Annotated in this window: 18 protein-coding genes and 1 tRNA gene; 4 read left to right on the plus strand and 15 right to left on the minus strand. The window is 31.5% G+C overall.

Annotation, left to right across the window (positions count from 1 at the left end; translation table 11 throughout):
• Positions 1–3: 3 nt before the first annotated feature.
• Genes J1D01_RS09900 through J1D01_RS09910 form a run of 3 tightly spaced genes read left to right on the plus strand, consistent with a single transcriptional unit; the run spans position 4 to position 2,638 of the window.
• Complete coding sequence (locus J1D01_RS09900; protein ID WP_372936222.1) at positions 4–753, plus strand: rhomboid family intramembrane serine protease; 750 nt, start codon at positions 4–6, stop codon at positions 751–753.
• Positions 754–1,602: a rhomboid family intramembrane serine protease gene (locus tag J1D01_RS09905; protein WP_372936224.1), complete on the plus strand. Its 849-nt coding sequence runs from the start codon at positions 754–756 to the stop codon at positions 1,600–1,602.
• Between the two features lie 13 nt (positions 1,603–1,615).
• Positions 1,616–2,638, plus strand: coding sequence for an endonuclease/exonuclease/phosphatase family protein (locus J1D01_RS09910; RefSeq protein ID WP_421150694.1), 1,023 nt, complete (start codon positions 1,616–1,618; stop codon positions 2,636–2,638).
• A 15-nt stretch (positions 2,639–2,653) separates the two neighbouring features.
• On the opposite strand, the gene J1D01_RS09915 is transcribed toward J1D01_RS09910, so the two are convergent.
• The 15 genes from J1D01_RS09915 to J1D01_RS09985 all read right to left on the minus strand — a co-directional run bounded on the left by J1D01_RS09915 (position 2,654) and on the right by J1D01_RS09985 (position 17,521).
• Positions 2,654–2,965 carry a DUF6122 family protein gene (locus J1D01_RS09915; RefSeq protein ID WP_372936228.1) on the minus strand — a complete coding sequence of 104 codons (312 nt, stop codon included), beginning with the start codon at positions 2,963–2,965 and terminating at the stop codon, positions 2,654–2,656.
• On the minus strand, positions 2,965–3,591 hold the full coding sequence (locus tag J1D01_RS09920; RefSeq protein WP_421150695.1) for a WbqC family protein: 627 nt from the start codon (positions 3,589–3,591) through the stop codon (positions 2,965–2,967). Before J1D01_RS09920 ends, J1D01_RS09915 begins: the two co-directional genes overlap by 1 nt.
• Before the next feature lie 55 nt (positions 3,592–3,646).
• Entirely contained in the window at positions 3,647–5,224 is a 1,578-nt protein-coding gene (gene lepB / locus J1D01_RS09925) for a signal peptidase I (RefSeq protein ID WP_372936232.1), read from the minus strand.
• 67 nt (positions 5,225–5,291) lie between these two features.
• On the minus strand, positions 5,292–5,999 hold the full coding sequence (gene dapB / locus J1D01_RS09930) for a 4-hydroxy-tetrahydrodipicolinate reductase (protein WP_421150696.1): 708 nt from the start codon (positions 5,997–5,999) through the stop codon (positions 5,292–5,294).
• Positions 6,000–6,045: 46 nt separating this feature from the next.
• Positions 6,046–6,663 carry a DUF5683 domain-containing protein gene (locus J1D01_RS09935; protein WP_076698222.1) on the minus strand — a complete coding sequence of 206 codons (618 nt, stop codon included), beginning with the start codon at positions 6,661–6,663 and terminating at the stop codon, positions 6,046–6,048.
• Positions 6,653–7,561: a ParB/RepB/Spo0J family partition protein gene (locus J1D01_RS09940; RefSeq protein WP_372936237.1), complete on the minus strand. Its 909-nt coding sequence runs from the start codon at positions 7,559–7,561 to the stop codon at positions 6,653–6,655. The genes J1D01_RS09935 and J1D01_RS09940 overlap by 11 nt, the downstream gene beginning before the upstream one ends.
• 3 nt (positions 7,562–7,564) lie before the next feature.
• Positions 7,565–8,329 carry a ParA family protein gene (locus tag J1D01_RS09945; protein ID WP_372936239.1) on the minus strand — a complete coding sequence of 255 codons (765 nt, stop codon included), beginning with the start codon at positions 8,327–8,329 and terminating at the stop codon, positions 7,565–7,567.
• A gap of 118 nt (positions 8,330–8,447) precedes the next feature.
• Complete coding sequence (scpA, locus tag J1D01_RS09950) at positions 8,448–10,568, minus strand: methylmalonyl-CoA mutase (RefSeq protein WP_421150697.1); 2,121 nt, start codon at positions 10,566–10,568, stop codon at positions 8,448–8,450.
• A gap of 128 nt (positions 10,569–10,696) precedes the next feature.
• A complete protein-coding gene (locus J1D01_RS09955; RefSeq protein ID WP_372936243.1) occupies positions 10,697–11,341 on the minus strand; it encodes a hypothetical protein in 645 nt (214 codons plus the stop codon).
• Position 11,342: 1 nt separating this feature from the next.
• Complete coding sequence (locus tag J1D01_RS09960) at positions 11,343–12,701, minus strand: methylmalonyl-CoA mutase subunit beta (protein WP_421150698.1); 1,359 nt, start codon at positions 12,699–12,701, stop codon at positions 11,343–11,345.
• The gene (locus J1D01_RS09965; RefSeq protein ID WP_372936247.1) at positions 12,698–13,015 is read right to left on the minus strand and encodes an FtsB family cell division protein; all 318 of its coding nucleotides are present in this window, start codon (positions 13,013–13,015) and stop codon (positions 12,698–12,700) included. The genes J1D01_RS09960 and J1D01_RS09965 overlap by 4 nt, the downstream gene beginning before the upstream one ends.
• Complete coding sequence (gene udk, locus J1D01_RS09970; RefSeq protein WP_372936249.1) at positions 13,016–13,621, minus strand: uridine kinase; 606 nt, start codon at positions 13,619–13,621, stop codon at positions 13,016–13,018.
• A 64-nt stretch (positions 13,622–13,685) separates the two neighbouring features.
• Positions 13,686–14,093 (minus strand): c-type cytochrome, encoded by a 408-nt coding sequence (locus J1D01_RS09975; RefSeq protein WP_372936251.1) that lies wholly within the window; start codon positions 14,091–14,093, stop codon positions 13,686–13,688.
• 4 nt (positions 14,094–14,097) lie between these two features.
• Positions 14,098–15,222: a PQQ-dependent sugar dehydrogenase gene (locus tag J1D01_RS09980; RefSeq protein ID WP_372936253.1), complete on the minus strand. Its 1,125-nt coding sequence runs from the start codon at positions 15,220–15,222 to the stop codon at positions 14,098–14,100.
• A 1-nt stretch (position 15,223) separates the two neighbouring features.
• Entirely contained in the window at positions 15,224–17,521 is a 2,298-nt protein-coding gene (locus J1D01_RS09985; protein WP_421150699.1) for a TonB-dependent receptor domain-containing protein, read from the minus strand.
• A gap of 131 nt (positions 17,522–17,652) precedes the next feature.
• On the opposite strand from J1D01_RS09985, the gene J1D01_RS09990 reads away from it, so the two are divergent.
• Positions 17,653–17,727, plus strand: a tRNA-Pro gene (locus tag J1D01_RS09990).
• The last annotated feature ends 110 nt before the right edge of the window (positions 17,728–17,837 follow it).

The following is a 17,837-nucleotide window of genomic DNA, read 5'->3' on the forward strand; positions in this document are numbered from 1 at the left end:
AATATGATGAGAATTTCAGAAACCGTAAAGCATTTATTAATCATTAACGTGATTATGTTTATCGGTACATTGGCGATAGGAGAAGGAATTTTGTTTTACGATTGGTTTGCAATGCATTTTCCTAAAAACGAAGCATTTAAGCCATGGCAAATAATAACCCATATGTTTATGCATGGTGGCTGGAGCCATTTAATTTTTAACATGTTTGCCCTGTGGATGTTTGGCTCTCCTGTAGAGCAGGTTTTAGGTTCAAAAAAGTTTTTATTTATTTATTTTTCTGCAGGTTTAGGGGCAGTGGCTATGCAAGTGGGGTATTATTATTTTCAGTATTTACCAATTTATGATACGCTTGTTTCTTCTGGGTTATCAGGAGATGAAATAATTCAAATGCTATCAACTAATAAAGTTATTGAAGGTACATCACAAGCTCAAGTTGCCGAATTACAAAACATATTCCCAATATATAATGCATCTATGGTTGGTGCTTCTGGTTGTTTAATGGGGATAATGGCGGCTTTTGGTATGATGAACCCTAATGCAGAATTAATGCTTATATTTTTACCTATACCAATTAAAGCGAAGTATTTTATACCAGGTCTTATTGCTTTAGATTTAATATCTGGTATTAGCGGACAGTCTATTTTTGGGTACGGAAATGTAGCTCATTTTGCACACGTTGGGGGAGCTATAACTGGCGCTATAATTATGTGGTATTGGAAAAAAACACAGTTTAATAGAAATAGATGGTATTAAATGACAACGTTTACACAAGACATAAAGAATAAATTTAGTACACTTAATGCTTTAGAGAAAATTATAGCTGTTAATGCGGTTGTTTTTATAATAGAAAAGCTATTTAGGTTAGGACTTGTGTGGTTAAAATTACCAAGTAATTTTTTAGATTTTATTGTACAGCCTTGGAGTATAGTAACGTATGCTTTTTTACATGCCGATTTTTTTCATATTCTCTTTAATATGCTTTGGTTGTATTTTATTGGGCGTATAATTCTTAATTTGTTTAACCCCAAAACAGCCTTAAATATTTATTTTTTAGGAGCCATTTCAGGAGGGTTACTATTTATGTTAGGCTATCAAGTGTTTCCAAATGTTTTTGGAGGAAATTCATCATTGGTTGGGGCATCAGCAGCAGTAAGAGCACTATTAATTTTTATATGTGCTTACATGCCAAACCAAGAAGTACGCTTTTTTACATTTAATTTAAAATTGTGGTACTTAGCTGTGGCAATTATTGCTTTAGATGTAATAGGGTTGTCTGGAGGAAATGCAGGGGGTAATTTAGCGCATTTAGGGGGCGCTTTATTAGGTTATTTTTATGCTAAACAGTTATTGCAAGGTAATGATATAGGTAAAAGTTTTGAACGTTTTATGGATTCTATAGTTAGTATGTTTAAGCGTTCTAAAAAAAGCCCTTTAAAAACAGTACATAAAAATAAAGGTAAAGTTGGTGGCTATACTAAATCTGATTTTAATGAGTTTAATAACCAGAAAAAAATAGATGTTATTTTAGACAAAATAAGCAAAAGTGGTTATGATAGCTTAACAGCAGAAGAGAAAGATTTCCTTTTTAGAGCGGGAAAGTAAGCTTTAGCAATGTATGAAAAAATTAAGCTTCATAAATAAAATTATCTACTTCATCAATAGTGTTGTTGCCGTTTTATTGCTTTTATCATATGTGCTTCCTTATTTACCTCCTAAAACATTTGCTGTATTATCTGTGTTAAATTTAGGGGTGTCTTTTTTAATTATGGTCAATATTCTATTTGTACTATATTGGCTAATTAAACTAAAAAGGCAGTTTATAGTATCGTTTTTAATTCTGTTTATTGGCTATGTTTCATTTGGTTCATTATATAAATTTTCATCATCTAAAACAGTAGATAGTGATGATAACTTTAAGGTAATGAATTACAACGTACGTTTATTCAATTTGTATAATTGGATTAAAGAAGATGCTGTTGAAACAAAGATTATAGATTTTATTAAAACTGAAGCTCCTGAAATACTAAGCATTCAAGAGTATCACCCTCATAAAAATATTGATTTATCTTTTTTTAAATATAAATTTGAAAAACTATCTGGAAAGAAAACTAGGTATGGACAAGCTATTTTTTCACAATTTCCAATAATAAATTCAGGATCTATAGAGTTTCCAAATACAGGTAACAATGCTATTTATGCCGATGTTGTAAAAGGAGTAGATACTATACGTATTTATAATATTCATTTAGAGTCTATGCGTATTAATGCCGATGTTAAAAGTCTTAAAAACGAAGATTCTGAAAGGTTATTTAAAAGAATAGGTTCAACTTTTAAAATGCAGCAATTTCAAACAGAACTTTTTTTAATGCACAAAAAACAGTGTAAATATAAAATGATTATATGTGGCGATTTTAATAATACTGCATTTTCATATGTATATCGAAAAATAAAAGGAGATTTACAAGATACTTTTAAAGAAGCTGGTAGTGGTTTTGGGCGTACACACGATTTTAAATTCTTTCCCGTTAGAATAGATTTTATTTTTGCAGATGAAGCTTTTAATGTAAATGGTTTTAAATCTTTTAGTAAACATTATTCAGACCACTTTCCAATTATGACCACGTTGAGTTTAAATTAATAAACAGCCTATGTGTTATTGCATAAAAGAACAATCTACAACATCTGCAATAATATGAATAACCAATCCTAAAGCAACTAATCTAGATTTTTTAGGTATTAACAGAAATAAATAAAATAAAATTGCAAAAGAAGAGTGTAGCGGATGGAAACCAATACTACATCTGTTTGGGTCAAAAACAGGAGTTGCTAATAAATGATCTAAGTCTATTAACATGCCAGCAATCATTACTAAATATGCTGTTTTCCAGTTGGCTCTAAACCAAATGAAAGCCACTAGTAAAGGAATTAAAAAGTGACATCCGTAATGAGCTATATTTTGAAGCATTATGGCATTGTTAAGGTTTGAGACTCTAAATAATTTAAGGCGTTAGGACCTTCGTTAAATAGTAAATCTAAAATACTTAGGTTGCTAATATAACCATGCTTGTTACAAAAAACCTGAGTGTATTTTTCAAAATTTTGAGGCTGTTCTTTTTTAGCATTTACTAAAAACCTTAAATCTACTTTGCTTTCTACGTTTTTTTCAAAACTTTCAGATTTTGAAATGTTTAAATCTAGTTGTAAACAATTGCAAATAACTTCAAAACATTTAAAATTGAAGTCTAAAATATAGTCAGCTTTTTTTTGAAATAAAGGGAGTAATTCGTCTTCATAATATTCAAAATAAGGAGAAGTTCTATAAGCAGATAATAATGATTTCCAGTGGTTTAATTGCCACTTTTCAGCATTAAAAATTTTCACGTCTTTGTATTTTTGACGATTTTTTTGCGAATGAATAACAGGAATATTTAATACCAGTTTGCTATTAGCAGCGTAAATATTAGTTCTGTTTCTGTAGGTTTGTTTTACAAAGTTATCTTCTACCTCAAACATAACCTCTTTAGCCTTAACCATACCAACAAAATGCGCAATGTTAGGGAAATATGTTGGGTGAATTATAATCTTGTTCATTTGTTAAGAGGAGAACTGATAGGTTGAACTTAAATACACATCAGAACTTACACAATTAACCATTAGACTTTTTACGTTTACGCCACTTATTAAAACCTATAAAACCAAATAAAACAATAATAAACGGAATAAAGTATGATGTGGCTTTTCCGCTACCACCAACGGTAGTAAAGAAACGTTCCCAACGTGGATTTTTAATGCCATCCCAACTCATCCATATAAAAACAGGTTTACCAACAACATGGTCAAAAGGTACAAATCCCCAAGCGCGTGCATCTATAGAGTTGTGTCTGTTATCACCCATCATCCAGTAGTAGTTTTGTTTAAAGGTGTATTTGTCTGTTACTTCTCCATTTATTAAAATTTGATTTCCTTTAACTTGCAGTGTATTGCCTTCATATTCGGTAATAACACGTTTGTATAATGGTAAAACATCAACATTAATATCTATAGTTTTTCCTTTTTCAGGAATATAAAGCGGCCCAAAGAAATCTACATTCCAATTATAATTAGGGTCATGCGGAAATATATTAGGATCTCTCACCCCTTTTTCTTGTTTATTAGGCGTAATGCTAGCAACATTGGGGTGATTTTTAAACTTAGCTAAAGCTTCATCTGAAATGGCAGAGAAATAGTATGTGTTTTGATCATTTATAATACCAAAACCATCTGTGATATCGTATCTCTTTTTTAAAAACTCTGGATTAAACTGATTGGTTTTTGGTTGCACATAATAACTAAATTGTAAATGCGCTCTATCTGGCAACTCATTTTTCTTTCCGTTTATATAAACAAAGCCATCACGAATTTCTAAAGAATCACCAGGTACACCAACGCAGCGTTTTACCAAATTGGTTTTTTTATCAATAGGTTTATAGTAGTTTCTGTCTGGATGAAAATTATTCATATCCAACAGGGTATCTGCTGGTTGGTTAAAAACTACTATATCATTTCTTTTAATTTTTTGAAATCCAGGAATTCTTAAATAGGGTAATTGTAATTTGTTTTTCCAAGAATTACTTTCTTTATGATCATCAAATAAGTAAGATTTCTTTTTAAGTATAGGAATAGTATCATGTACCATAGGAGCAGCAACCGTTGTCATAGGTATTCTGGCACCATAATGAAATTTACTAACAAATAAAAAGTCGCCAACTAATAACGATTTTTCTAAAGAAGAAGACGGAATGGTAAAAGGCTGCATAAAATAAGTGTGTACAATGGTAGCAGCAACAATAGCAAACAATATAGAGCTTGTCCATTCTCCTGATGACGATTTTGGATTTAAATCTCTGTTTTCAACATATTGTACATCGGCAACATAATTTAGATAGAAATTATAAAACCCAAGTGTTATTACAGCTAAAAAAGTGTCTGCCATTTTGTTTTTACCAAAACTTCTGGCAGTTTCTACCCATACAATAGCTAACATGATAAGGTTTACTATAGGAAGAAAAAGTAAAATAACCCACCACCAAGGTCTATTTATAATTTTCATTAAAACCACACCATTATAAATAGGAATAAAGGCTTCCCAAGCCTGTTTTCCTGCTTTAATGTATAATTTCCAAGTGCCTAATCCGTGAATCACTTGAATAATTAATATGAAAATAAACCATTGGATTAATGTCATAATTGAAATATTTTAATGAGTTTGTTTGTGGCTAACATATTGCTAATGTTACACATTGCAATTATTATTAACCAATATTTAACACGTCGTTCATAGAAAACACCCCTGTTTTTCCAACAAGCCATTCTGCAGCTACTACAGCACCAAGAGCAAACCCTTGCCTATTATGGGCAATATGTTCTATGTTAATGGTATCTACCTCACTTTTATAACTAACAGAATGTGTTCCAGGTACATCTTCAATACGTTTAGCTACAATTGGAATTGATGTTTTATTATTGGTTTCATTTAATTCCCAAGCATCATAATTAGCATTGTTTTCAATAACACCTTCTGCTAAAGTAATGGCAGTTCCGCTTGGTGCATCTAACTTTTTTGTATGATGAATTTCTTCCATGGTAACATTGTATTGGCTTAAATTACTCATCATTTTAGCTAGTGTTTTGTTAAGTTCAAAAAAGATGTTAACCCCTAAACTAAAGTTAGATGCATAAATAAAAGCCCCCTTTTTTTCTTTACAAAGTGCTACGGCTTTTTCGTAATTATCTAACCAACCCGTAGTACCCGAAACAACGGGTACATTGTTGTTAATACAATTGGTAATGTTTCCATAAGCTGCAGATGGCAGGCTAAAATCTATGGCTACATCTGCTTTGGTTATATCGTAATCTCTATCATCTTTATCAATTTTTAAAACAACATCATGTCCGCGGCTAATTGCTATTTTTTCAATGGTTTGTCCCATGCGTCCGTATCCTAGTAAAGCAATTTTCATTTATTTAAAATTTAGTAAAGGTTAATAGTTTTTTTATGGGTTAAATTTAAAATTTAAAATTTAAAGTTAATCCTAAATTACTTGTAGCATCAAATTCGTTAAATTCATAATGCGGAGCCAAAGATAAGTTTTCGTCAACATTATATTGCAAAAGGTGTGCATCTACATTGGCATCAATAATATTAAGGGCATATATGCCTATGGTAACCAATAATGATATTTCCTTGTTTCGGCTATAAAAATCTTGTGCATCTTCTAAACCATCGGTACTAACTCTTGGGGTAGAAAGCTGGTTACCACTAGAGTCAAAATAAAATTCATCATCTGTATAGCCTGCAAGCCTTCTTTTATAAGCGTCTCTATATCTATTATACTCTTTGTTATTATTTACATAAAAGTAAATACCAGTTCCTAAGGCACCATAAACAATAGGTATTTTCCAGTATCTTTTATTGTATGCTTGCCCTAAACCAGGTAGAATGGCAGAGTAAAAAGCAGCTTTAGCTGGAGATAAAGGGTTAATAGGTTCTCTTTTTATAACAGAGTCTACAACAATTTCTTTAGATATTCTCTTTTTCTTAGTTTTTTCCTCTTTTTCTTGAGCTACTAATGAAAAACAAAACAAAAAGGCAAGTACACTTACTATAACGGATTTATTTAGCACCCTGAATTAATTTTTTAATACGATTAAAGTCTTCTTCTGAATGAAAAGGAATGGTTATTTTTCCTTTACCATTTTTAGAAACTTTAACGTCAATTTTGTGCCCAAAGTATTCTGAAAACACTCCAATTCCTTTTTTTATGTACTTAGGAGTTTCATCTTGGTTGTTTTTTGAAGGTATTTTAACTTCTTTAGAAGTGTTGTAATTTCTAATTAAAGTTTCGGTAGCCCTTACAGAGAGTTCATTTTGAAGCACTTTTTCATAAATATCTAGTTGAACTTTGTGGTCTTCAACAGAAATTAACGCACGCCCATGCCCCATAGAAATAAAACCATCTCTCATACCTGTTTGAATGATGGGGTCTAATTTTAACAACCTTAAATAGTTTGTAATGGTTGAGCGTTTTTTACCAACACGTTCACTCATTTGCTCTTGAGTAAGGTTAATTTCATCAATTAAGCGTTGGTATGATAAGGCTATCTCAATAGGGTCTAAATCTTGACGCTGTATATTTTCTACCAATGCCATTTCTAACGATTCTTGGTCGTTAGCAATTCTTATATAGGCAGGAATAGTTTCTAAGCCAATTAATTTTGAAGCCCTAAAACGGCGTTCACCTGAAACTAGTTGGTATTTATTAAACTCTAACTTTCTTACAGTTATGGGCTGAATAATACCCAATTCTTTAATAGAAGAAGCTAATTCTTGTAAAGATTCTTCGCTAAAATTAGTTCTAGGCTGAAACGGATTTACCTCAATAAAATCTAAATCGAGTTCAATAATATTACCTATAACTTTATCGGCATTCTTATCTTGAACCGATTGAATATCGTTCTCTGGGTCTTTTAATAGTGCCGATAAACCTCTACCTAAAGCCTGTTTTTTTGTTGCCTTAGCCATATTCTAGGAGTTTTTATTGATAATTTCTTTTGCCAAACTTAAGTAATTATTAGCGCCTTTACTACTGGCATCATAATTAATTATACTTTCACCATAACTTGGGGCTTCACTTAAGCGTACATTTCGTTGAATAATGGTTTGAAAAACCATGTTGTTAAAATGTTTTTGAACTTCTTCAACTACTTGGTTTGATAATCTTAAGCGCGCATCATACATGGTTAGTAATAGGCCTTCTATATCTAAGTCTTGATTATGTATTTTTTGTACACTCTTAATAGTGTTTAATAATTTGCCCAATCCTTCTAATGCAAAATACTCACACTGAATAGGTATAATAACAGCGTTGGCAGCAGTAAGTGCATTAAGTGTTAATAAACCAAGAGATGGTGCACAATCAATTAAAACATAGTCGTACTCATTTTTTATGTCTTGAATTGCCTTTTTGAGCATATATTCTCTTGATTTCTTATCAACCAGTTCAATTTCAATAGCAACAAGGTCAATATGAGCAGGAATAATATCTAAATTAGGCGTGTCTGTTTTAATAATAGCTTCTTTAGCAGAATGAGAATGTTCTAAAAGTTGATAGGTTCCAACTTCAACAGATTCTACATCAATTCCAATTCCAGAAGTTGCATTTGCTTGAGGGTCAGCATCTATCAATAATACTTTCTTTTCTAGTACTCCTAATGAAGCTGCTAAATTAATAGATGTAGTTGTTTTTCCTACACCGCCTTTTTGATTAGCAATAGCAATGATTTTACCCATTAAATTATCGGTTTTATTAACGGTAAAAATACAATTATTTACGAGGAATAAAAATCCATTTTTGTTAACAAGTTTTAAATACTAAAACTAGTATGTTTTTTATCGAATTATGTAAGATTTAAGCCATTAAAATTTCTAAGATTTTAATAGCAGCATCACTTATTTTTGTGCCAGGGCCAAAAACAGCGATAGCGCCTGCATCAAATAAAAATTGATAATCTTGTTTTGGTATTACGCCGCCAACAATTACCATAATATCGTCGCGACCATATTTTTTTAGTTCTTCAATTACCTGTGGAACAAGGGTTTTGTGACCAGCAGCTAATGAAGAAATTCCTAATATGTGTACATCATTTTCAACAGCTTGTTTAGCTGTTTCCTGTGGTGTTTGGAATAACGGACCAATATCTACATCAAAGCCAATATCTGCATAACTTGTGGCAACAACTTTTGCACCACGATCATGACCATCTTGCCCCATTTTGGCTATCATAATACGTGGGCGTCTGCCTTCTTGTTCTGCAAAAGTATCGGCTAGTTCTTGTGCTTTTTTAAATGATTTGTCGTTTTTCATTTCTTTACTATAAACACCAGAGAATGATTTTATTTGAGCTTTGTAACGTCCAAAAACTTCTTCAAGAGCATCACTAATTTCCCCTAAAGTGGCGCGTTCTCTTGCGGCTTCAATAGCTAAAGCTAGTAAATTTTCTTTACCTGTTTTAGCCGCTTTAGTTAATTTTGAAAGTATATGTTGTACTTTTTTAGAATTTCTTTCGGCTTTAAGCTTTTTTAAACCTTCAATTTGTTGATTTCTTACGGTTTGGTTATCAACTTCTAGGGTTGGTATAGGTGCTTCTTTTTCAAGTTTATATTTGTTAACTCCAACAATAATATCTTGATTAGAATCTATTCTAGCTTGTTTTTTTGCTGCGGCTTCTTCAATACGTATTTTAGGTATACCAGCTTCAATGGCTTTTGTCATTCCCCCAAGTTCTTCAATTTCTTCAATTAATGCCCATGCTTTTTGCGCAATATCATGGGTTAATTTTTCAACATAATAGCTGCCTGCCCAGGGGTCTACAGTTTTGGTAATATGTGTTTCTTCTTGTAAGAATATTTGTGTATTACGGGCAATTCGTGCTGAAAAATCGGTTGGTAATGCAATGGCTTCGTCTAAGGCATTAGTGTGTAAACTTTGAGTACCTCCAAAGGCAGCAGCAGCAGCTTCTATGGTGGTTCTGGCAACATTATTAAAAGGATCTTGTTCTGTTAAACTCCAACCACTTGTTTGGCAATGTGTACGTAATGCCAATGATTTTGGGTTTTTTGGGTTAAACTGTTTAACAATTTTAGCCCACAGCATACGTGCGGCACGCATTTTGGCAATTTCCATAAAATGATTCATGCCAATGGCCCAAAAGAATGATAACCGCGGTGCGAAAGTGTCAATATGCATACCGGCTTCAAGTCCTTTTCTAATATATTCTAACCCATCGGCTAGGGTGTAGGCCAGTTCAATATCACAGGTAGCACCAGCTTCTTGCATGTGATAGCCTGAAATACTAATACTATTGAATTTAGGCATGTTTTTGCTGGTAAATTCAAAAATATCAGATATAATTTTCATTGAAGGCACCGGTGGGTAAATGTAAGTGTTACGCACCATAAATTCTTTTAAAATATCATTTTGAATGGTGCCCGATAATAATTCTGGCTTTACACCTTGTTCTTCGGCGGCTACTATATAAAATGCCATAATGGGCAAAACAGCACCGTTCATGGTCATGGAAACTGACATTTTATCTAGTGGAATTTGGTTGAAAAGCACTTTCATATCTTCAACCGAATCAATAGCAACACCTGCTTTACCAACATCGCCTACAACACGTTCATGGTCACTGTCATAACCTCTGTGTGTAGCTAAATCAAACGCAACAGAAAGTCCTTTTTGGCCTGCCGCTAAATTTCTGAGGTAAAAGGCATTACTTTCTTCTGCTGTTGAGAAACCAGCGTATTGCCTTATAGTCCAGGGTCTTCTTACATACATGGTACTGTATGGGCCACGTAAATTGGGGGCTATACCAGCTACAAAATCAAGGTGCTCTATGTTTGCAATGTCTTCTTTTGAATAATTTGATTTTATGTTAATACCTTCAACTGTATTAAAAGTTGAAACTTCAAACTTTTTATTGTTGCTTGGAGTTTTAATTTTGATATGTTGAAGGTTTTTTCTTTGCATTATTTTTAAGATAATTTATTTACTACAATTCCCTTTTAAAGAAACAAGGTGTTTTGTTTTGGTTCTTTGTAAAGTTTGTAAAAACTACAAACTAGAATTAGAACACCTGCTATTACCAGTTATAGTTGTTAAGGTGTTTTATTAAAATCTACTTTAGTATCAGGCTTGTCAAAATTTATTTTTGAATAATCAATGTCAAATAATTTTGAATAATATAAATCTAAAGCAATATAAGTAGCCAGATATTTATCGTTTAAAGCATTTCTGTATTTAGTTGTAAGAGGAGCTCCAAAGAGTTTAGGACTCAGGTCGTTAATTGATAACAAAGCATTAAATGTCTGTTTTAAATTGTTGTCTTTTATATTTTCTGAAATACATTTAATTAACGGACTCTTGTAGTTTAAATGACTTTTTGTGTTTTCAGCATCCCAAAGTGTATTGTCGTTTTTTAGGGCTTTAAAAACTTCTATGGTGTGTTTTGATACAACTTTTTCATAAGGAATATGACTGTACACTGCAGTTCTAATAAATTGATTGTATGCATATGTTAGGGTAGGGCTAGAATTAGTAGCCCTTTTGTTTTTTCCGTAAAAATTTAAAATGTCATCTTCAAAAGCATAAAGTGCTTCTTTATAGAGGTTTTCATTTGAAATTTCACAAGCTGTAGCTACTGGTTTATCTGTATACTTGTAATTAAAATTTGTAGTTTGATTTTTACAATTGAATAAAATAAGTGTTAATGTAAACGCAATAATTTTTACTGTAGTTTTCATTTTAATTTTCTTCTTTTAAACGTTGTTGTTCTAAATTTTCGGCTAATCGTTTTTCTATTATAGGTTCAATTAAAGTTTTTCTTTGGTTTGTTTTTACAAAAGGGTAAAGTTCTAGGTTATCCTTCATTTTATCTTTAGGATTAGGATGTTTATTAGAGCCTAAAAGAATTTCTTTACCTGTGTTAAATTGGTTTTGTTCTTTGGCGGCACTTTCTTTTATTTTTCTTTGAATAGTGCCAATTTTTAATTGCTTTAAAAAACCACCATTTGCTTCAATACTTTTAAATAAAGTTAAGGCTTTTTCTGCTAATTGATGAGTTATTTTTTCTATATAATAAGCTCCATCTGCTGGATTGTTAACTTTGTTAAAATAGCTTTCATGTTTAAGAACTAATAATTGGTTTCTTGATATTCTATTACCAAATTCATTGTTTTTATGGAATATGGCATCGTAAGGTAAATTATTAATAGTATTAGCACCTCCTAAAATAGCACTCATACATTCTGTTGTAGTGCGCAACATATTGGTGTTGTAATCGTAAATTGTCTTGTTGCGTTTAGTTGGGGTAGCAAAAATATGGCAATTAGTATTGATTTGGTATTCTGAAGCTAGCGTTTCCCAGAGTAAACGTAATGCTCTTAGTTTTGCTATTTCAAAGAAGTAATTAGTACCAATAGAAACATTGAAAATAGTGTTTTTTATTACGTCTGTATTTTTTAAAAGATTTAAATATTCATTAGCATGAGCTAGGGCGTATGCTAGTTGTTGTACTATGTTTGCGCCAGCGTTTTGATATAATGATATATCTATACTAAATGAGTTTGTTTGTTTTACTATTGTTTCAAATTTTGAAAAATCATCGTTTAAATTGTTAAACCAATTACCAGTTCTGGCAAGATTTCCAATGATGTCAACATCTATGTGAAACTTTTCTCTTGTTGAAGTTTTTATAAGTTTAGTTACAAAATTGGGTGCTAAAAACTGTAATTCAAAATGAATTTCAGTTGATGTTAAATGAATGTTTTTTAACAAACTTTCAATTGAAATATCTTTAGAAGGAATGATAAATTTTATACTGTTTGCTCCTTTGTTTAGAGTGTTAATTGCTTTTATGTTTGATTTTTTTACATCTGCAACAAAAATAGTTTCGCAAATTTTCCAATTGGTAGCTTTGGTATTTGAGGTTGGAGGAAGTTCTTTAAAATCATCAGAATGATAGAATGGTTTAACAGCAATATCATCATTGGTGTTCCAAACAAGTGAGTCATTATAATCAGCTCCTTTTAAATCGAACTGTATTTTTTGTTTCCATTGTTTAGCTGAAACTGAATCAAACTCTTTAAATAAAGTTTTACTCATTCTTCCTGTTTTAAACTGTCTTCGTATTCTATTATAAAAATTTCTTCGTTATCGCGTTTCATGTAATATTCTTCGCGAGCAAACTTTTCTAAGCCCTCTTCAGTACTTAGTTCTTTTAAAATTTTATTGTCTTTTTCAATCTCCTTTTTATAGTATTCTTTTTCGTTTTCTAAATCTTTAATTTCGGTATTTAGTTCATGATGAATTAACCATGAATTGGCATCAAAAAACAACATCCATATAGCAAATGCTACTAAAATAAGGATGAAAATGTTTTTAAATGGTTTAAAGAATTTATGTTTAAAAAGGTTCATTTATAATTTTTCGTTAATTATGGTACGTACAATATCAATAGCTACGGTATTGTATTTATTGTTTGGAATAATAATATCTGCATATTCTTTCATGGGTTCAATAAATTGATCATGCATGGGTTTTAAGGTGTTTTGATATCTTGATAAAACCTCGTCTAAATCTCTGCCGCGTTCTGCTATATCTCGTTTTAGGCGTCTTATTAAACGCTCATCAGAATCTGCGTGTACAAACATTTTTATATCGAACATTTCTCTTAATTCTGGGTTTGTTAAAATTAAAATACCCTCTACTATCATTACTTTTCTTGGGTGGGTAATTATAGTGTCTCCAGTTCTATTATGTTTTACAAACGAGTATACAGGTTGGTGTATGGGTTTGTTATTTTTTAGTTCTTTTAAGTGTTCTTCTAAAAGATTAAAATCTATAGAGCTAGGGTGATCAAAATTTATTTTAATACGTTGATCGTAAGTTAAATGAGACGTGTCTTTGTAGTATGAATCTTGAGAAAGAACACCAACTTCTCCCTCTGGCAATTCGTTCAAAATTTGATTTACAACTGTAGTTTTACCGCATCCGGTACCACCTGCAATTCCTATTATTAGCATAAATTGGTAATTAATTGGCTTTAAGCAAAGTTACTTAAATGTATAATATTTTGTGTTTAATTGCTTATTTTTTAATTCTAGAAACTTCTTCTACAGTAACCATTTTAGGGTTTTTGTTTCCCCAATTATTACTAATGTAGTTCATAACATCTGCTATTTCATCATCACTTAAGCCCATAGGAGCCATCGTATTATTGTAAGTAATTCCGTTAACTATTATTTCACCTTCTTGCCCGTATTTAATGCCTCTAATGCTGGCTTCTCTATTTTTTATGAGATAGTCTGATTTTGCTAATGGAGGAAATGTGTTTTTTACACCTTCTCCATTAGGCATATGGCAGGTTACACAAAAATCGTTATATATTTCACTGCCTCGTTCTATACTTTCTTGTAGGAGTGTTTCTTGTTTGTTTTGAGAGGTTACTGTTGTTACTATAAAAATGGCTATTATAAACAGGAAAGGATTTTTCATATAATTAATTTTTTGGAATAATTTTTACAATACCGTGCCCTTCAATAGCAACATAAATATACCCATCTGGTGCTTGAACAACATTTCTAACTCTACCTATGTTTTCAAACAATTTTTCGCGTTTTACCACTGTATTATTTTTTAAGACAAGGCGTTCTAAGTATTGAAATTTTAATGAGCCTACAAGTACATTGCCTTTCCAGTCTGGATATTTGTTTGAAGAAACAATAGCCATTCCGCTGGGAGCTATAGAGGGTACCCAGTAAAACAAAGGTTGTTCCATGCCTTCTTTTTTTGTAATATCTGTAAAAGGTGTACCGCTGTAATTAATACCGTATGATATAACAGGCCAACCATAGTTTTTTCCTTTTTCAATAATATTAATTTCATCTCCGCCTTTGGGCCCGTGTTCATTTACCCAAATGGCTCCTGTAAAAGGATTTTTAACCATGCCTTGTGGATTACGGTGCCCATAACTAAATATGGCTTTTTTAGCATTTTCTGTGTTTACAAAAGGGTTGTTTGTAGGGATGCTACCATCATCATTTAATCTATAAATTTTACCACAATCTCTGGTTATATCTTGCGGGTTTACATCTCTATTACCTCTATCTCCAACAGAGAAGTATAGGTAGCCATCATTGTCAAACTCTATTCTAGATCCCCAATGCTGCCCTTTTTTTGTGTTAGGCTCTGCTTTATAAAGCAGCTCCATGTTTTCTAATTTATTGCCATTTAGTTTAGCTCTTACTAGTGCTGTGTTACCGCCATCACCATCACCTTGAGAGGAAGCGTGTGTCATGTAAACCCATCCATTGTTTTTATAATCTGGATGTAATTTAATATCTAAAAAGCCTCCTTGTCCACGCACATAAACATTAGGAGTGCCTTCAATATTAATTTTTTGTCCGTTTTTAAAATGAATTAACTCACCAGTTTTTTCAGTAATAAGCATACTTCCGTCTGGTAAAAAAGCCATTCCCCACGGAATGTTTAAATCTGGAACTACCATTTGGGTGGTATAGTTTGTATTAACAGGTGTTTCGGCTTTTACTTCAGATTCTGTTTGCTGTGCACAAGAAAAGCAGGTTATTAAACAGATTATAATTAAAGTGTTTAGTTTTTTCATTTTAAAAAGTGTAATTAAAGTTAATGCCGCTATAATAATTAACGGGGTTTCCTGGGTAATAGTACCTAGGTGCGCTATCATTAAAACTTGTTGCGTTAATCAAGATTTGTGATGCATAATGTGTATCAAAGATATTGTTTAAACCTATAAAAATATTCATTTTTAAAGATTTGTTAAGATTTTTTTTGAAACCAATTTTACAATTTGTTAAGTTGTAACTATCAGAATATAAGGTGTTACTGTCTGTTATAGGTATTTTGCCAACATATTGAAAGTTGAGGTTGCCGTATATACCAGAATTAGAATTAATATCAATTATAGCATTAAAAACTTTAGAAGGAACACCAGTTAAATTGTTTCCAGAAAAGTCATTTTCACCATCAATAAATTCTTTGAATTTGTAGTTGTTTAATGTGAGGTTTGTTGAGCAATTTATTTTAAAATTTTTTTTTGAAATCAATGGGGAATTTAAAGCTACTTCTATACCATCATGTTGAGTTTTTCCTGCGTTAACACCAATAAATTGATCCTCTGAAGTTCTTCTGGCAACTAATAGGTTTTTAATATTTAACCTGTAGATAGAAATACTAAACTGTAGCTTGTTATCAAATGCTGTACCTCTAGAGCCAACTTCAAAATTCCAACCCGTTTCTGGGTTTAAATTGGTGTTTATTTGTCCATCAGGGAGTAGTGTTTCGTTTAAAGAAATAGGAGAGAATCCATGACTAATACTTGTAAAAATATTTAAGTGTTTTGTTAGTGATTGTGATATTCCAAATTTAGGAGATGCTATGGTTTTGTATTTGAAAGAACCAGATTGATCTGGATTGTTTTCTTCTATAGGAAATCTGTCTTTTAAAGTATAAGAGGTTTTATTTAAATTAATACCAATAGAAAGTGTGGTTTTGTCTAAAATATCATAATTGGTTTCAAAAAACATATTGTAATAGTTTCTTTTTTCTTTAAAATTTGATAATTGATTGCCTTTAATACTTCCGGTGTTTGGTGGGTATTCTTCATACAAATTTTCAAAAGTTTCAGATTTGAGAGTGTCTCTAAATAACTCACCGCCAGCGGTCCAGTTAATTGTTTTATCAAATAATTTACCATTACCCACTAATCTACTTCGAATACCAATAGCCAAAGTGGTTTCAGATAAAATATTAAAAGGTCTGGGTTCATAAGATTTTCTAAAGGATGTAAAAATGCTGGTGACTTGTTTTATGTTGGTGTTAAATTGATGATGCCATGAAAGTCCCAAAACACCTCTTTTTGAATCTTCAAAACCCATAGCTTCCTTCCATGTAAAAGCTGCAGATTTTGGATTGTTTACAAAATTGGTTTTGTTTATTGAACTTGGAATAAAAGCTTTTAAATTAACAAAACTAGTTAGAAAAACTAGTTCGTCTTTTTTCTTAAAAAAATGACTAGAACTTAGGGTGAAAGTTTGTCTATTATATTTATTATTTTCTCTGTATCCATCACTATGTGTATTACTATAAACCATTTTATAACTGTTAAATTTAGAGCTTAAATTTAAACTTGTTAAACTTTTAACCAGTCCAAAAGACCCCAATAAAAATTCATTATTAATGGCTTGTTTGTTAAAAACACCTTGTTTTGGAATTAAATTTATTGTGCCTCCTAAACCAGCACCAAATGTACTAGAAACAGCACCTTTTATTATTTCTAACCTTGATATAGCTCCTAACTCAAAATCTTCAATATTAGTCTCTCCGCTGCCATTAGTTAGTGGTATGTCTTTAAAGTAAGCTCTTATTTTTGAAGTACCATAAAGGTTTCTAGAGCCAATGCCTCTAATAGTAATTCGGTTGGTATTTAAGGCACCTGTTTGCATAAAAACTCCAGGGGTTTTATTTAAAATTGAAACGGGATTTAAGTTGTTTGAGTATTCAATCTCCTTTGAAGAAATAATGCTTATAGAGGCAGTTGATTTTTTTAGTTTTTTAGGAATATGATTACCAAAAATTACCACTTCATTTATTTGATTTGGGTTAAGGTTAAGTTGTATTACATAATTTGAACCCATTTTTAGAGAAACCAATTTGCTTATATATCCAACTTTTTTGAATGAATATGTGCCAGATTCAGTTAATTGAAAATAACCCTTTTGGTTTGAAGTAACGGTTGTTTCTGTTTTAACGTTAGTTATTTTAACCGAAGGTAATTTTATATTATTATCAGAATCAATAATGATTCCAGTTATTTTTAACTGGCAATAACCATTAAAATAACTTAAAATGGAAAGAATGAAAATTATTTTTTTTAGTAAGTACAACTATTAAAAGAATTTATGAATTAATAAAAGTATTGATTTTAATATTATTTGTGGGTGAAATATTTTTCTAAAAGATTCCTTGTAATTAAGAAAAAAAAGTATATTTGCACCCCGCTACGGGAAATATTACTCGGGGTGTAGCGTAGCCCGGTTATCGCGCCGCGTTTGGGACGCGGAGGTCGCAGGTTCGAATCCTGCCACCCCGACAAAATAGTATATCAATCATCATTAAAAACCTGTTAATCGTGTGATTACCAGGTTTTTGCATTTTTAACGGTTTCATAAGAAAGTAAAAAATACTGTTAAAAAAGTCAAC

The sequence above is a fragment of the Seonamhaeicola sp. NFXS20 genome (assembly GCF_049132085.1).
GTDB lineage: Bacteria > Bacteroidota > Bacteroidia > Flavobacteriales > Flavobacteriaceae > Seonamhaeicola.

Coding starts and splice junctions, on each gene's coding strand:
- J1D01_RS09955 (WP_372936243.1), bottom strand. CDS start 11,341: ATGAAAACTACAGTAAAAATTATTGCGTTTACATTAACACTTATTTTA.
- J1D01_RS09960 (WP_421150698.1), bottom strand. CDS start 12,701: ATGAGTAAAACTTTATTTAAAGAGTTTGATTCAGTTTCAGCTAAACAA.
- scpA (WP_421150697.1), bottom strand. CDS start 10,568: ATGCAAAGAAAAAACCTTCAACATATCAAAATTAAAACTCCAAGCAAC.
- J1D01_RS09920 (WP_421150695.1), bottom strand. CDS start 3,591: ATGAACAAGATTATAATTCACCCAACATATTTCCCTAACATTGCGCAT.
- J1D01_RS09900 (WP_372936222.1), top strand. CDS start 4: ATGATGAGAATTTCAGAAACCGTAAAGCATTTATTAATCATTAACGTG.
- J1D01_RS09975 (WP_372936251.1), bottom strand. CDS start 14,093: ATGAAAAATCCTTTCCTGTTTATAATAGCCATTTTTATAGTAACAACA.
- J1D01_RS09980 (WP_372936253.1), bottom strand. CDS start 15,222: ATGAAAAAACTAAACACTTTAATTATAATCTGTTTAATAACCTGCTTT.
- J1D01_RS09915 (WP_372936228.1), bottom strand. CDS start 2,965: ATGCTTCAAAATATAGCTCATTACGGATGTCACTTTTTAATTCCTTTA.
- udk (WP_372936249.1), bottom strand. CDS start 13,621: ATGCTAATAATAGGAATTGCAGGTGGTACCGGATGCGGTAAAACTACA.
- dapB (WP_421150696.1), bottom strand. CDS start 5,999: ATGAAAATTGCTTTACTAGGATACGGACGCATGGGACAAACCATTGAA.
- J1D01_RS09945 (WP_372936239.1), bottom strand. CDS start 8,329: ATGGGTAAAATCATTGCTATTGCTAATCAAAAAGGCGGTGTAGGAAAA.
- J1D01_RS09910 (WP_421150694.1), top strand. CDS start 1,616: ATGAAAAAATTAAGCTTCATAAATAAAATTATCTACTTCATCAATAGT.
- J1D01_RS09940 (WP_372936237.1), bottom strand. CDS start 7,561: ATGGCTAAGGCAACAAAAAAACAGGCTTTAGGTAGAGGTTTATCGGCA.
- J1D01_RS09905 (WP_372936224.1), top strand. CDS start 754: ATGACAACGTTTACACAAGACATAAAGAATAAATTTAGTACACTTAAT.
- J1D01_RS09965 (WP_372936247.1), bottom strand. CDS start 13,015: ATGAACCTTTTTAAACATAAATTCTTTAAACCATTTAAAAACATTTTC.
- lepB (WP_372936232.1), bottom strand. CDS start 5,224: ATGACATTAATCCAATGGTTTATTTTCATATTAATTATTCAAGTGATT.